Source organism: Enterobacter cloacae complex sp. P38RS (assembly GCF_014930775.1).
Taxonomy (GTDB): domain Bacteria; phylum Pseudomonadota; class Gammaproteobacteria; order Enterobacterales; family Enterobacteriaceae; genus Enterobacter; species Enterobacter bugandensis.
The window spans coordinates 67908-82374 of record NZ_JADBRS010000009.1 but is presented as its reverse complement, the minus strand read 5'-3'; the positions used below and the strand labels follow the sequence as shown (position 1 = coordinate 82374).

Below are 14467 nucleotides of genomic sequence, written 5' to 3'. Positions count from 1 at the left end.
TTCTCTCAAACTTTTCGTGCGGCTTCGTACGCCGCCAGCGTGGCGACGCGCGCCTGTTTATGGTCGACAATCGGGCGGGGATAATCGAGCTTTACGCCCTGTTTATCCGCCCATGCCCACGGGTCATGGATCGCTTTTTCAGGAACGTTCCTGAGCGCGGGCAACCAGCGGCGAATAAAGTCGCCGTTGGCATCAAATTTTTGCCCCTGAGTGGTCGGATTAAAAATCCTGAAATAGGGAGCCGCATCGGTGCCGGTAGAGGCCGCCCACTGCCAGCCACCGTTATTCGCAGCCAGATCGCCATCGATCAGCTGAGAAATAAAATAGCGCTCTCCGATTCGCCAGTCGATAAGCAGATCTTTCACCAGGAAGCTCGCGGTAATCATTCGCAGACGATTGTGCATCCACCCGGTTTCATTTAGCTGGCGCATAGCGGCGTCCACTATCGGATAGCCCGTCTCCCCTTTTTGCCAGGCCTGTAAAAGTGCCTCATCGTGCTGCCATTTTACGCTGTCGGTCCACGGAATGAACGGACGATGCTTACAGAGATTGGGGTGGTACGTCATCAGATGGCGGTAGAATTCACGCCAGATAAGTTCGTTCAGCCACACCGAGCCCGCACCACCGTCCAGCGCCTGCGGCTGTTCGGCCAGAAGACGATGCAAACACTGGCGAGGAGAGAGCACGCCCAGCGCCAGGCAGGCCGATAACCGGCTTGTCCCTTCAATTGCCGGGAAATCCCTGCGCGCGTCGTATTCTCCCGCGCCCTGCTTGCAAAACTGGCGCAGCTTCGCAATAGCGGCCTTCTCACTGGCAGGGAACAGAAGTTCATCAAATGCCCGTTGGGGATAGTTGAACGTTAATTCGGGGAGATCGGTTATAGCCTCTCCTCTGGCGGCGGGCGCGGGTACGCACTCCGGCAGCGCCTCTTTCAGGCGCTTAACAAAAGCATTTTTAAACGGCGTAAACACTTTATACATTTCGTGACCGCCGGTCATAACGCTGCCCGGTGCCAGCATCACGCTGTCATCAAATCCCTCACATACCACCTCTCCCAGCATTTTCTCCAGCTGGCGGTCCCGCTGCTGTTCGTTCAGTTCGTACTGGTAGTTATAAAAAAGATGCGTGACGCCGTTCTGCTGGCATATCTCCTGCAGCATTTGAAGCTGCGCGGTAAAATCGCTGACCTCTTTGTAGATCAGCGGAATGCCTTTCTCGGCAAGCGCGTGCTGCAGTTCGTTCAGGTGTGATTTGAGGTAAGCCGCCTGCCGTGGAGCCATATCATGCTGCTGCCACTGCTCAGGCGTGGCGATAAATAGCGCCAGTACACTGGCGTCATCAGAGCGGCAGGCTGCCGCGAGAGCGATGTTGTCATGTACGCGCAAATCCGCGCGAAACCAAACCAGATGGGTGGGCATAAAACTCCAGGCTATTGTCCATTATGTCCATAAGGGCATGCCGTACAAGGAAAAAGCATGCATAGAACTACTTTGCCATGAAGTGTAGACGGGATGAAATAAAAAAGGCCGCCCGGGGCGGCCTTAACGCTACTTGTCCTGCGCTATCGTGGTTAAAGCAACAAACGCATTAGGTTCATCACTCTTTACAACGAGTACGCTGGCGACAATGAACGCGATGCATATATAGCGTTTCACTATGCGGTCCCTGCTGCTAACCGCTCCACCGTTCACCACCGGTGATAAATCGGTGGACACAAGCTCTGTGTGGAGCCTGACTTACGGTTGTTGTAACACCTCTCCCGGGACCGGTGCCCATTTGCGAGATGGCGGAAAGGGACGCAGCATGGTAAACATCACGTGAGCAAAACGTAACCCATTGAACCTGATATTAAGAATATATTTAGGATTGAGGCAGTTGCTTATTCAACCAGCAGACGTATGCTTATAAGCCTCTGTGTGAGAGCTTGAAAAACCACCCAACGGACCGCGAATCCCGAGGGACAAAAAAACCGCCATATTGCTATTGGCGGTTTTTTTATTGCTACGCGTCAGCGTTGTATCAATAGAAATCGCAGGTCGCTTTCTCTGCCTGATCCATCCACACCGGCTTCTCGCTGGTTTTCGCCCAGACGCGGTGCAGATAGCTATAAAAACGCGCGCGATCTTTCCAGAACAACATCACCGGCAGGGCCAGCACGCCAGCCACTACGGCGAAAGTGCGACGCATGAACACGATATGAGCCGGATACTCTTTATAAAGATCCATATTTTTCTCCCCTGTAGTTGGCCGGAAACCTTCTCCGGAAAATGTGAAATCTGTGACCTGGCTAAAATAATATCGCTTTGTTTGTAATTTTACTACTCATCCGACCACTTATTTTTATCCATTTAGTGAATATTTACATTCACGCCGTAATTAAGTTACAAAAAAGTTAAAGATTTACTTATCAATAGTTAAATTGTGGGCTTTGCCATTTTTATACTTTTTTTACACCCACCCTTCTGATTTTTGCGAAATCTTTGCGCCATAAATCCTACCGTTAGCACAACAACAAAAGTCACCCGGAGGTGGATTGTGAGTGCAGGTCTTATTGCCGGCATCGTGCTGGTGTTCCTGTTATTGGGTTATCTGGTCTATGCCCTGATTAACGCGGAGGCATTCTGATGGCTGCTCAGGCGTTTTTGCTTATTGCCAGCTTCTTAGTGGTATTGTTCGTTTTGGCAAGACCACTGGGCTCGGGACTGGCGCGATTGATCAACAACGTCCCCCTGCCCGGCACGGGAAGCGTTGAAAAAGGGATCTGGCGCGTACTGGGGATAGTCGATCGGGAGATGAACTGGCGTGAATATCTGATCGCCATTCTGCTGCTGAATATCGTTGGGCTCATTGCGCTTTTTGCCATGCTGATGCTGCAGGGCATCCTGCCGCTGAATCCGCAACGGTTACCGGGCCTGTCCTGGCATCTTGCGCTGAACACGGCGGTCAGTTTTGTTACCAACACCAACTGGCAGTCCTATGCCGGTGAAACCACGCTCAGCTATTTCAGCCAGATGGCTGGATTAACCGTGCAGAACTTCCTCTCTGCAGCCAGCGGTATCGCGGTAATTTTCGCGCTGACGCGCGCGTTTGCACGTCAGAAAATCGGTACCCTGGGTAACGCCTGGGTGGATCTGACGCGCATTACGCTGTGGATCCTGCTGCCGATTGCGCTGCTTATCGCGCTGTTCTTTATTCAGCAGGGCACCCTGCAAAACCTGCTGCCTTACGCCCCGTATACTTCGCTTGAAGGAGCAAAACAGATCCTGCCGATGGGACCAGTGGCGTCGCAGGAAGCTATCAAGATGCTCGGCACCAACGGCGGCGGATTCTTCAACGCCAACTCGTCGCATCCGTTTGAAAACCCTACCGCCCTGACCAATTTTGTACAGATGCTGGCGATCTTCCTGATCCCCGCCGCGCTCTGTTTCGCCTTTGGTGATGTGGTCAACGATCGCCGTCAGGGCCGCACACTGCTCTGGACCATGTCGCTGATCTTCGTGGTCTGCGTGGCGCTGGTGATGTGGGCTGAATGGAGCGGCAACCCCCATTTCATGCAGCTTGGGGCGAACAGCACTATTAATATGGAAGGCAAAGAAAGCCGCTTCGGCATTCTTGCCAGCAGCCTTTATGCTGTCGTCACCACAGCAGCCTCGTGCGGGGCGGTGAACGCCATGCATGACTCTTTCACCGCGCTGGGCGGCATGATCCCGATGTGGCTGATGCAGATCGGCGAGGTGGTGTTTGGCGGCGTGGGCTCCGGTCTTTACGGCATGCTCCTGTTCGTGCTGCTGGCGGTGTTTATTGCCGGTCTGATGATTGGCCGCACCCCGGAATATCTCGGTAAAAAAATCGACGTTAGCGAGATGAAACTAACCGCGCTGGCGATTCTGGTCACCCCGGCGCTTGTGCTGCTCGGCACCGCGCTGGCGCTGATGACCGAAGCAGGACGCAGCGGCATCTTTAACCCGGGCATTCACGGCTTTAGCGAAGTGCTGTATGCCGTCTCCTCGGCCGCCAACAACAACGGTAGCGCCTTTGCAGGCTTAAGCGCCAACTCTCCGTTCTGGAACTGTCTGCTGGCGTTCTGCATGTTCGTGGGCCGCTTCGGGATCATTGTGCCGGTAATGGCGATTGCCGGATCGCTGGTGAATAAAAAAATCCAACCGACCACCACCGGGACGTTACCGACCCACGGCGCGCTGTTTATCGGCCTGCTGACGGGCACCGTGTTGCTGGTCGGCGCCCTGACCTTTATCCCCGCCCTCGCGTTAGGCCCGGTCGCGGAAACTCTCTCTTTACGCTGATTTTGCGGAGTATTTGTCATGAGTCGTAAACAACTGGCCCTGCTCGAACCGACGTTAGTTCGTCAGGCGCTTATGGATGCGGTCAAAAAGCTGAGCCCGCGCGTGCAATGGCACAACCCGGTGATGTTTATCGTCTGGGCCGGCAGCGTCCTGACCACCGCACTGGCGATTGCCATGGGGACGGGTCACATGCCGGGAAACGCGATGTTCACTGGGGCCATCAGCCTGTGGCTGTGGTTTACCGTGCTATTCGCCAACTTTGCCGAAGCGCTGGCGGAAGGCCGGAGTAAAGCGCAGGCCAACAGCCTGAAAGGGGTGAAAAAAACGGCGTTTGCGCGGAAATTACGTGAACCGAAATACGGCGCGCAGATGGACCACGTTCCGGCGGATGAACTACGTAAAGGTGATGTGGTGCTGGTGGAAGCTGGCGACATCATCCCGTGCGACGGAGAAGTCATTGAAGGTGGCGCATCGGTAGATGAAAGCGCCATTACCGGGGAATCCGCACCTGTGATCCGTGAATCCGGCGGTGATTTTGCCTCCGTAACGGGTGGGACGCGCATTCTTTCCGACTGGCTGGTGATCCAGTGCAGCGTCAACCCGGGCGAAACCTTCCTCGACCGGATGATCGCCATGGTGGAAGGCGCTCAACGCCGTAAAACACCGAACGAAATTGCCCTGACCATCCTGCTGATAGCCTTGACCATCGTCTTCCTGCTGGCAACCGCGACGCTGTGGCCATTTTCCGCCTATGGCGGCACTCCGGTCACCATCACCGTACTGGTGGCGCTGCTGGTCTGCCTGATCCCTACCACCATCGGCGGCCTGCTGTCGGCCATCGGCGTGGCCGGCATGAGCCGTATGCTCGGTGCTAACGTCATCGCCACCAGCGGACGTGCGGTTGAAGCCGCCGGTGACGTGGATGTCTTGCTGCTGGATAAAACCGGGACCATTACCCTCGGTAACCGCCAGGCGTCCGAATTCTTACCCGCCCCGGGCGTGGATGAAAAAACGCTGGCGGATGCGGCACAACTCTCCTCGCTTGCCGATGAAACCCCGGAAGGCCGAAGCATTGTTGTTCTCGCCAAGCAGCGCTTTAACCTGCGCCAGCGCGACGTTCAGAGCCTGCATGCCACCTTCGTGCCGTTTACGGCGCAAACCCGAATGAGCGGGATTAACATTCAGGATCGCATGATCCGTAAAGGCTCTGTTGACGCCATCCGTCGCCACATTGAGGCCAACAATGGCCACTTCCCGCCTGAAGTGGACAACCTGGTCGAAAGCGTAGCCCGTCAGGGGGCCACGCCGCTGGTGGTGGCAGAAGGCGCGAACGTGCTGGGGGTAATTGCCCTGAAGGATATCGTCAAAGGCGGTATTAAAGAGCGCTTTGCCCAGCTGCGTAAAATGGGCATTAAAACGGTGATGATCACCGGGGATAACCGTCTTACCGCCGCGGCGATTGCCGCCGAAGCGGGCGTGGATGATTTCCTTTCCGAAGCCACGCCGGAAGCGAAACTGGCGTTGATTCGTCAGTATCAGGCGGAAGGTCGTCTGGTGGCGATGACGGGTGACGGTACCAACGATGCTCCTGCCCTCGCGCAGGCCGACGTGGCGGTGGCGATGAACTCCGGTACCCAGGCGGCAAAAGAGGCGGGCAACATGGTCGACCTCGACTCTAACCCGACCAAGCTGATTGAGGTGGTGCACATCGGCAAGCAGATGCTGATGACGCGCGGTTCGCTGACCACCTTCAGTATCGCCAACGACGTGGCGAAGTATTTTGCCATTATCCCGGCAGCCTTTGCGGCCACCTATCCGCAGCTCAATGCGCTGAACGTGATGCACCTGCACTCTCCGGCATCAGCCATTCTGAGCGCGGTGATTTTCAACGCCCTGATCATTGTCTTTCTTATTCCGCTGGCGCTAAAGGGCGTGAGCTATAAGCCGCTGACCGCCGCCGCCATGCTGCGCCGCAACCTGTGGATATACGGCCTGGGCGGGCTGGTGGTGCCTTTCATCGGTATCAAGGCTATCGACCTGCTGTTGACCCTGTTCGGGCTGGTTTAAAAGGTGAATCAAATGACGATGTTACGCCCCGCTATACTTTTGTTTATTCTGCTGTCTCTCATTACCGGCGGGCTGTACCCGCTGGTAACCACCGCGCTGGGCCAGTGGTGGTTTAAGGATCAGGCCAACGGCTCGCTGATTATACAAAACGGCGAAAACCGCGGTTCACGCCTGATTGGTCAGAACTTTACGGATGCTCGCTACTTCCAGGGACGCCCTTCCGCCACTGCCGAAAGCCCGTATAATCCGATGGCATCCGGCGGCAGTAACCTGGCGGGCAGCAACCCGGAGCTGGACAAAGCCGTCGCTGAACGCGTGGCAACCCTGCGTGCCGCCAATCCTCAGGCCAGCCGCGAGGTGCCCGTAGAGCTGGTGACCGCCTCGGCCAGCGGGCTGGACTACAGCCTGACGCCGGCAGCGGTGGCCTGGCAGATCCCGCGCGTCGCCGCCGCCCGTCAGTTGACCGTCGAACAGGTGAGCAAGCTGGTGGCAGAGCACACGCAAAAGCCGCTGGTCAGCTTCATCGGCATGCCCGTGGTAAATATTGTTGAGCTGAATCTGGCGCTGGACGCGCTAAGGAAAAACTAAATGACCGACGAGCCCATGCGCCCGGATCCGGACAGGCTGCTTGAACAGACGGCTGAAGCCCATCGCGGCAAACTGAAAATTTTCTTTGGCGCCTGCGCGGGCGTCGGGAAAACCTTCGCCATGCTGACGGAAGCCCAGCGGCTTCGGGCGCAGGGGCTCGATATTCTGATCGGCGTGGTCGAAACCCACGGACGCAAAGAGACGGCGTCGCTGCTGAAGGGGCTGGCTACCCAGCCGCCCCGCCGCATCAGCCATCGTGGTCGTTTAGTTACGGAGTTTGATATTGATGCCGCCCTCGCCCGCCGTCCCGCCCTTATCCTGATGGACGAACTGGCGCACAGCAATGCGCCAGGCTCACGCCATCCCAAACGCTGGCAGGATGTTGAAGAGCTGCTCGAGGCCGGCATTGATGTGTTCACAACGGTTAACGTTCAGCATCTTGAAAGCCTGAACGACGTAGTCAGCGGCGTGACCGGCATTCAGGTGCGCGAGACGGTGCCCGACCCGTTCTTTGATTCTGCCGATGAGGTGGTGCTGGTTGACCTGCCTCCTGACGATTTGCGCCAGCGCCTGCACGAAGGCAAGGTTTATATTGCCGGCCAGGCCGAGCGCGCCATCGAACATTTCTTCCGCAAAGGTAACCTGATTGCCCTGCGCGAGCTGGCCCTGCGGCGTACTGCCGATCGCGTTGACGATCAGATGCGCGCCTGGCGTGACCTGCAGGGACAGGAGCGAGTCTGGCATACGCGGGATGCCATTCTGCTGTGCGTGGGCCACGGCAGCGGCAATGAAAAGCTGGTCCGCACCGCCGCGCGCCTGGCGGCCAAATTTGGCAGCGTCTGGCATGCAGTGTATGTCGAAACGCCGCAGCTGCACACTCTGCCCGAAAACCAGCGCCGCGCGATCCTGAGCTCGCTGCGCCTGGCGCAGGAACTGGGTGCCGAAACCGCTACCCTTTCCGATCCGCAGGAAGATAAAGCCATTCTGCGCTACGCGCGGGAGCATAACCTGGGGAAAATTGTCATTGGCCGCCGCCAGCATCGCCGCTGGTTTAGCCGCGAATCCTTTGCCGACAAACTGGCCCGCCGCGCGCCGGATCTGGACCTGGTGATCGTGGCGCTGGATGATAAACCTGCTCCCCTCCCCAGCCGCGCGCCGGACAGCCGGGCCTTCAGCGATAAATGGCGCATTCAGCTCCGCGGCTGCCTTGTCGCCGTCGTGCTCTGCGCCCTGATCACTATAATCGCCAGCAAATGGCTGATTGCCTTCGACGCGGCCAACCTGGTGATGATCTACCTGCTGGGCGTGGTAGTGGTGGCGCTCTTTTACGGACGCTGGCCGTCGGTACTGGCGACGGTTATTAACGTCATCAGCTTCGATCTGTTCTTTATTGCCCCCCGCGGGACGCTCGCCGTCTCGGACGTACAGTACATCCTCACCTTCGCCGTGATGCTCACCGTCGGGCTGGTGATCGGGAACTTAACGGCGGGCGTGCGCTACCAGGCGCGTATCGCCCGCTATCGCGAACAGCGCACGCGGCATCTTTATGAGATGTCGAAATCGCTGGCGGTAGGCCGCACGCCGCTGGATATTGTGCAGACCAGCGAACAGTTTATTCGCTCGACCTTTCATGCCAGCAACCTGATTTTACTCCCGGACGATCACGGCAAGCTGCGCCCGCTGACGTCGGCCTCGGGCATGACGCCCTGGGACGAAGCCATCGCCCGCTGGAGCTTTGATAAAGGGCTACCGGCGGGTGCAGGAACCGACACCCTGCCCGGCGTGCCCTATCAAATTCTGCCCCTGCGCAGCGCCGATAAAAACCTGGGGCTGGTTATCGTGGAGCCCTCTAATCTGCGCCAGCTGATGATCCCCGAACAGCAGCGACTGCTGGAGACCTTTACGCTGCTGGTTGCCAGCGCGCTGGAACGGCTGGCCCTCACCGCCAGCGAAGAGCAGGCCCGGCTGGCAAGCGAGCGCGAAAGCATTCGTAACTCGCTGCTGGCGGCGCTATCACACGACCTGCGCACACCTCTTACCGTCCTGTTTGGCCAGTCGGAAATCCTGACGCTGGACCTGGCAGCGGAAGGTTCAAAACACGCCATGCAGGCCAGCGAAATCCGTCAGCACGTGCTCAATACCACGCGTTTGGTGAATAACCTGCTCGATATGGCGCGGATCCAGTCAGGCGGTTTTAACCTCAAAAAAGAGTGGCTCACGCTTGAAGAGGTGGTGGGCAGCGCGCTGAAAATGCTCGAACCCGGCCTCGGTGGGCGGCATATTGCGCTGAACATGCCCGAGCCCCTGACGTTAATTCACGTCGACGGTCCGCTTTTTGAACGAGTGTTAATTAACCTGCTGGAAAACGCCGGCAAATATGCGGGTGCCAGCGCCCGGATTGGGGTGGATGCGACGGTGGTCGACGACACGCTTCGTCTTGACGTCTGGGATACCGGGCCGGGCATTCCTGCCGGACAGGAGATGGCTATTTTCGAAAAATTCGCACGCGGCAATAAAGAGTCTGCCATCCCGGGCGTGGGGCTGGGGCTGGCGATTTGTCAGGCAATAATTGATGTTCATGGCGGAACCATTTTCGCGGAGAATCGTCCGGAAGGCGGCGCGCGTTTTTGTGTTACACTTCCTCTGGAAACCCCGCCGGAACTGAATGAATTACCAGAGGATTTGTGATCAACGTTCTGATTGTTGAAGATGAGATCGCCATTAGCCGGTTTCTGCGCGCAGCGCTGGAAGGTGATGGTCTGCGCGTTCATGATGCGGGTACGCTTCAGCGGGGGCTAATTGAAGCCGCGACCCGCAAGCCGGACCTGGTAATCCTCGATCTTGGCCTGCCGGACGGTGACGGCATCGATTTTATCCGCGAGGTACGTCAGTGGAGCCAGATGCCGATTCTGGTGCTCTCCGCCCGTACTGAAGAGACGGATAAAATCGCCGCGCTGGATGCCGGGGCGGACGACTATCTGATAAAACCTTTTGGTATCGGCGAGCTACAGGCTCGCCTGCGCGTGGCCCTGCGTCGCCACAGCGCAACCACGCCTGCTGACCCAACCTATACGTTTGGGGATATCCGGGTTGATCTGGCCGCGCGGCGTATTGTGCGCGGTGAAGAAGAAATCCATCTCACGCCAATCGAGTTTCGCCTGCTCGCCGTGCTGCTTAATAATCACGGTAAAGTACTCACCCAGCGCCAGCTGTTAAGTCAGGTGTGGGGACCCAACGCGGTGGAGCATAGTCACTATTTACGCATATATATGGGACATCTTCGCCAGAAACTTGAAGTTGACCCCGCGCGCCCCCGTCATTTATTAACTGAAACCGGTATCGGTTATCGGTTTATGCTTTGAATAACTATTCAATTTATTTTTAAATAAAAACGAAACCTCTCAGAAAATATTTCACAAATATCCCAACCGTTATTTTTTTGATTATCTACGCTCACATCAAACATTCACAACACAATCTATTAACGAGACACTAACAATTCAGAATTTTGATCTGCATTATTCATCAAAAACGACTAATTATTTCTGAAATGATCGGTTAATGGTGATCTGCTTCACGGTTAATCGCCTTTGCCTGGATAAAATGACCATGCTTTCAATTACTGAAAGGAAAATGAAACATGGAAAACAACAATCGCTTAATGCCCCATATAAGGCGGACAACGCATATTATGATGTTTGCCCACCGAAACTGCTTTGACTTTCATCTCTTTAATGCCCGGTAGTCCTTCGACTTCTGGCGCACTCGCTTACAGGTTATCCTGAAAAACCTTAACTTACAGGCAATTGCCTGTGAGCTCGTGCGCTCATTCATCTTGATTCAGACTCATCCGCACCGGGCGGACTGAATTTCAATCATCAAAAAAGCAATTCACTGATTTTAATCAGCGGCTACCCATTGCTTTTTTTCCGGAAAATTATCGATTTCTTTCTTGCAAGAAATCGAGGGACGCTTATTACCTAAAATAAAGAGAGAAAGATGAAAAATTTAAAAATCGCAGCCAGCCGTGCATGTCCGGACTGCTTTACTACCCAGCGTGAAGTGGTGGATGTCCGCGCTTCTGATTATATTGATGTTGCCGCCATTGTTCTGGCGGTCACGGATATTGCCAGCGGTATCCTGGAAGAAATAGAAGCTACCGGTTTTGGCATTCCCGTATTTGTGGCGACGCACAAAGAAGAGATCATCCCGGCAGATTATTTATCGCGCATTCACGGCGTATTTGAGCATTCAGACACCAGCAAAGACTTTTATGGACGCCAGCTGGAAGCGGCCGCGCAGAAGTATGAAACCCAGCTGCGCCCGCCGTTTTTCCGGGCCCTTGTCGACTACGTGAAGCAGGGCAACAGCGCGTTTGACTGCCCGGGGCATCAGGGCGGGCAGTTTTTCCGCCGTCATCCTGCCGGCAATCAGTTTGTCGATTTCTTTGGCGAGACGTTATTCCGCTCCGATCTGTGCAACGCCGACGTGGCGATGGGGGATCTGCTGATCCACGAAGGCGCACCGTGCATTGCCCAGCAGCATGCGGCAAAAGTCTTTAACGCCGATAAGACCTACTTCGTGCTGAATGGCACCTCGTCGTCCAACAAAGTGGTGTTGAACGCCCTGCTCACTCCGGGTGACCTGGTGCTGTTCGACCGTAACAACCACAAATCTAACCATCACGGTGCCCTCCTCCAGGCTGGCGCAACGCCGGTCTATCTGGAAACCGCGCGCAACCCGTACGGCTTTATCGGCGGCATTGACGCGCACTGCTTTGAGGAGAGCTACCTGCGTGAACGGGTGGCAGAGGTGGCGCCTGGCCGTGCACGCGATGCGCGTCCGTTCCGCCTGGCGGTGATCCAGCTGGGCACCTACGATGGCACCATCTACAACGCCCGTCAGGTGGTGGATAAGATTGGGCACCTGTGCGACTACATCCTGTTTGACTCGGCTTGGGTGGGTTACGAGCAGTTTATTCCGATGATGGCCGACTGCTCTCCGCTGCTGCTGGAGCTGAACGAAAACGATCCGGGGATTCTGGTCACCCAGTCCGTGCATAAACAGCAGGCTGGCTTCTCGCAGACCTCGCAAATTCATAAGAAGGACAGCCACATCAAAGGCCAGCCGCGCTATGTCCCGCATAAGCGGCTGAACAATGCCTTTATGATGCACGCCTCCACCAGTCCGTTTTATCCGCTGTTTGCCGCGCTGGACATTAACGCCCGCATGCATGAGGGGCAAAGCGGCCGCAACATGTGGATGGACTGCGTGGTGACGGGCATTGAGGCGCGCAAGCTGATCCTGGAGAACTGCCGATTTATTCGTCCATTTGTGCCCGAGACGGTGGATGGCCGCGCGTGGGAAAGCTGGGACACGGCAGAGATTGCAACCGATCTGCGCTTCTTCCATTTCGTACCGGGTGAACGCTGGCACGCCTTTGAAGGTTATGCTGAGCACCAGTATTTTATCGACCCGTGCAAGCTGCTGCTGACCACGCCGGGCATTAACGCCCGCACCGGGGAGTATGACGACTTCGGCGTGCCCGCCACCATTCTCGCCAACTTCCTGCGTGAAAACGGCATCGTGCCGGAAAAATGCGATCTCAACTCGATCCTGTTCCTGCTCACCCCTGCGGAGGACATGGGCAAGCTGCAGCAGCTGGTCGCCCAGCTGGTGCGCTTCGAAAAACTGCTTGAGAGCGATGTGCCGCTGAAAGACGTCCTGCCCTCCCTCTACAAACAGCATCCGGAACGTTACGCGGGTTACACCCTGCGCCAGATCTGCCAGGAAATGCACGATCTGTACGCCCGCCATAACGTGAAGCAGCTGCAAAAAGAGATGTTCCGCAAGTCTCACTTCCCGCGGGTGATGATGAACCCGCAGGACGCGAACTACGCCTACCTGCGCGGAGAAGTGGAGCTGGTCTCCCTGCGCGACGCGGAAGGCCGCATCGCCGCCGAAGGCGCTCTCCCTTACCCACCGGGGGTACTGTGCGTGGTTCCAGGGGAAGTCTGGGGCGGTTCCGTGCTGCGCTACTTTGCCGCGCTGGAAGAAGGCATCAACCTGCTGCCGGGCTTCGCACCGGAGCTGCAGGGCGTGTACGTCGAGGAGTGTGAAGGTCGCAAACAGGTTCGCTGCTACGTCATCAAACAATCCGCTGCTCAGCCATCGCTGCTGAAAGGAGAAAAATTATGAGCAAGTCCAATAAGATGGGCGTGGTGCAGCTGACTATCCTCACCATGGTTAACATGATGGGCTCCGGGATTATCATGCTGCCCACCAAGCTTGCCGAGGTGGGGACCATCTCTATCATCTCCTGGCTGGTGACGGCTGTCGGATCGATGGCGCTGGCGTGGGCGTTTGCCAAGTGCGGGATGTTCAGCCGCAAGTCAGGCGGCATGGGCGGCTATGCCGAGTACGCCTTCGGCAAGTCCGGAAACTTTATGGCGAACTATACCTATGGGGTGTCGCTGCTGATCGCCAACGTGGCGATTGCCATCTCCGCCGTGGGCTACGGTACGGAGCTGTTTGGCGCGACGCTCAGCCCGGTGCAAATTGGGCTGGCGACCATCGGCGTGCTGTGGATCTGTACCGTCGCCAACTTTGGCGGCGCGCGCATCACCGGACAGCTCAGCAGCATCACCGTCTGGGGCGTGATCATCCCGGTGGTCGGCCTGTGCATCATCGGCTGGTTCTGGTTTAGCCCGACGCTGTACGCCAACTCCTGGAACCCGCACCATGTGCCGTTCTTCACCGCCGTGGGCTCGTCTATCGCCATGACGCTCTGGGCTTTCCTGGGCCTGGAATCCGCCTGCGCAAATGCGGAAGTGGTGGAAAATCCGGAGAAGAACGTGCCGATTGCGGTTCTCGGCGGGACGCTGGGCGCGGCGGTGATCTATATCGTTTCAACCAACGTGATAGCGGGGATCGTGCCAAACATGGATCTGGCTAACTCCACGGCACCGTTCGGACTGGCCTTTGCGCAGATGTTCACCCCGGAGGTCGGGAAAGTGATCATGGGGTTGATGGTGATGTCCTGCTGCGGATCGCTGCTTGGCTGGCAGTTCACCATTGCACAGGTTTTTAAATCGTCGGCAGATGAAGGCTATTTCCCGAAAATCTTCTCCCGCGTGACCAAAGCCGATGCGCCGGTGCAGGGGATGCTGGCAATTGTCATCTTCCAGAGCGGATTATCGCTAATGACCATCAGCCCGTCGCTGAACAGCCAGTTCAACGTGCTGGTCAACTTGGCGGTGGTGACGAACATCATCCCGTATATTCTGTCGATGGCGGCGCTGGCGATCATTCAGAAGGTGGCGAAGGTGGATCCGCACAAAGCGCGAGTAGCGAATATCGTGGCGCTGGTTGGGGCGATATACAGCTTCTATGCGCTCTACTCGTCTGGCCAGGAGGCGATGCTGTACGGGGCGATAGTGACCTTTATGGGCTGGACGCTGTACGGTCTGGTGTCGCCGAGATTTGAATTGAAGAACAAACACAGTTAG

11 protein-coding genes are annotated in these 14467 nt (G+C 56.6%); 9 read left to right on the top strand and 2 right to left on the bottom strand.

What is annotated here, in order from left to right:
- Positions 1 to 5 precede the first annotated feature (5 nt).
- Positions 6 to 1418, bottom strand: coding sequence for a deoxyribodipyrimidine photo-lyase (phrB, locus tag IM303_RS13600; protein WP_192986216.1), 1413 nt, complete (start codon positions 1416 to 1418; stop codon positions 6 to 8).
- A 601-nt stretch (positions 1419 to 2019) separates the two neighbouring features.
- Complete coding sequence (locus IM303_RS13595) at positions 2020 to 2226, bottom strand: YbfA family protein (RefSeq protein WP_014069366.1); 207 nt, start codon at positions 2224 to 2226, stop codon at positions 2020 to 2022.
- 309 nt (positions 2227 to 2535) lie between these two features.
- On the opposite strand from IM303_RS13595, the gene kdpF reads away from it, so the two are divergent.
- The 9 genes from kdpF (at position 2536) to potE (ending at position 14467) form a co-directional block, all read left to right on the top strand.
- On the top strand, positions 2536 to 2625 hold the full coding sequence (kdpF, locus tag IM303_RS13590) for a K(+)-transporting ATPase subunit F (protein ID WP_014069365.1): 90 nt from the start codon (positions 2536 to 2538) through the stop codon (positions 2623 to 2625).
- Entirely contained in the window at positions 2625 to 4304 is a 1680-nt protein-coding gene (kdpA, locus tag IM303_RS13585; RefSeq protein ID WP_048999779.1) for a potassium-transporting ATPase subunit KdpA, read from the top strand. Before kdpF ends, kdpA begins: the two co-directional genes overlap by 1 nt.
- Positions 4305 to 4322: 18 nt before the next feature.
- Positions 4323 to 6371 (top strand): potassium-transporting ATPase subunit KdpB, encoded by a 2049-nt coding sequence (gene kdpB, locus IM303_RS13580; protein ID WP_028012370.1) that lies wholly within the window; start codon positions 4323 to 4325, stop codon positions 6369 to 6371.
- 12 nt (positions 6372 to 6383) lie between these two features.
- On the top strand, positions 6384 to 6959 hold the full coding sequence (kdpC, locus tag IM303_RS13575; RefSeq protein ID WP_045261086.1) for a potassium-transporting ATPase subunit KdpC: 576 nt from the start codon (positions 6384 to 6386) through the stop codon (positions 6957 to 6959).
- On the top strand, positions 6960 to 9647 hold the full coding sequence (gene kdpD, locus IM303_RS13570; RefSeq protein ID WP_048999778.1) for a two-component system sensor histidine kinase KdpD: 2688 nt from the start codon (positions 6960 to 6962) through the stop codon (positions 9645 to 9647).
- Positions 9644 to 10321, top strand: coding sequence for a two-component system response regulator KdpE (gene kdpE, locus IM303_RS13565; protein ID WP_008501074.1), 678 nt, complete (start codon positions 9644 to 9646; stop codon positions 10319 to 10321). The genes kdpD and kdpE overlap by 4 nt, the downstream gene beginning before the upstream one ends.
- 278 nt (positions 10322 to 10599) lie before the next feature.
- Complete coding sequence (speFL, locus tag IM303_RS13560; RefSeq protein ID WP_003858645.1) at positions 10600 to 10704, top strand: leader peptide SpeFL; 105 nt, start codon at positions 10600 to 10602, stop codon at positions 10702 to 10704.
- 254 nt (positions 10705 to 10958) lie between these two features.
- The gene (speF, locus tag IM303_RS13555; protein WP_048999776.1) at positions 10959 to 13157 is read left to right on the top strand and encodes an ornithine decarboxylase SpeF; all 2199 of its coding nucleotides are present in this window, start codon (positions 10959 to 10961) and stop codon (positions 13155 to 13157) included.
- Positions 13154 to 14467 carry a putrescine-ornithine antiporter gene (potE, locus tag IM303_RS13550; protein ID WP_045630860.1) on the top strand — a complete coding sequence of 438 codons (1314 nt, stop codon included), beginning with the start codon at positions 13154 to 13156 and terminating at the stop codon, positions 14465 to 14467. The genes speF and potE overlap by 4 nt, the downstream gene beginning before the upstream one ends.

Coding starts and splice junctions, on each gene's coding strand:
- phrB (WP_192986216.1), bottom strand. CDS start 1,418: ATGCCCACCCATCTGGTTTGGTTTCGCGCGGATTTGCGCGTACATGAC.
- speFL (WP_003858645.1), top strand. CDS start 10,600: ATGGAAAACAACAATCGCTTAATGCCCCATATAAGGCGGACAACGCAT.
- potE (WP_045630860.1), top strand. CDS start 13,154: ATGAGCAAGTCCAATAAGATGGGCGTGGTGCAGCTGACTATCCTCACC.
- kdpD (WP_048999778.1), top strand. CDS start 6,960: ATGACCGACGAGCCCATGCGCCCGGATCCGGACAGGCTGCTTGAACAG.
- IM303_RS13595 (WP_014069366.1), bottom strand. CDS start 2,226: ATGGATCTTTATAAAGAGTATCCGGCTCATATCGTGTTCATGCGTCGC.
- kdpA (WP_048999779.1), top strand. CDS start 2,625: ATGGCTGCTCAGGCGTTTTTGCTTATTGCCAGCTTCTTAGTGGTATTG.
- kdpB (WP_028012370.1), top strand. CDS start 4,323: ATGAGTCGTAAACAACTGGCCCTGCTCGAACCGACGTTAGTTCGTCAG.
- kdpC (WP_045261086.1), top strand. CDS start 6,384: ATGACGATGTTACGCCCCGCTATACTTTTGTTTATTCTGCTGTCTCTC.
- speF (WP_048999776.1), top strand. CDS start 10,959: ATGAAAAATTTAAAAATCGCAGCCAGCCGTGCATGTCCGGACTGCTTT.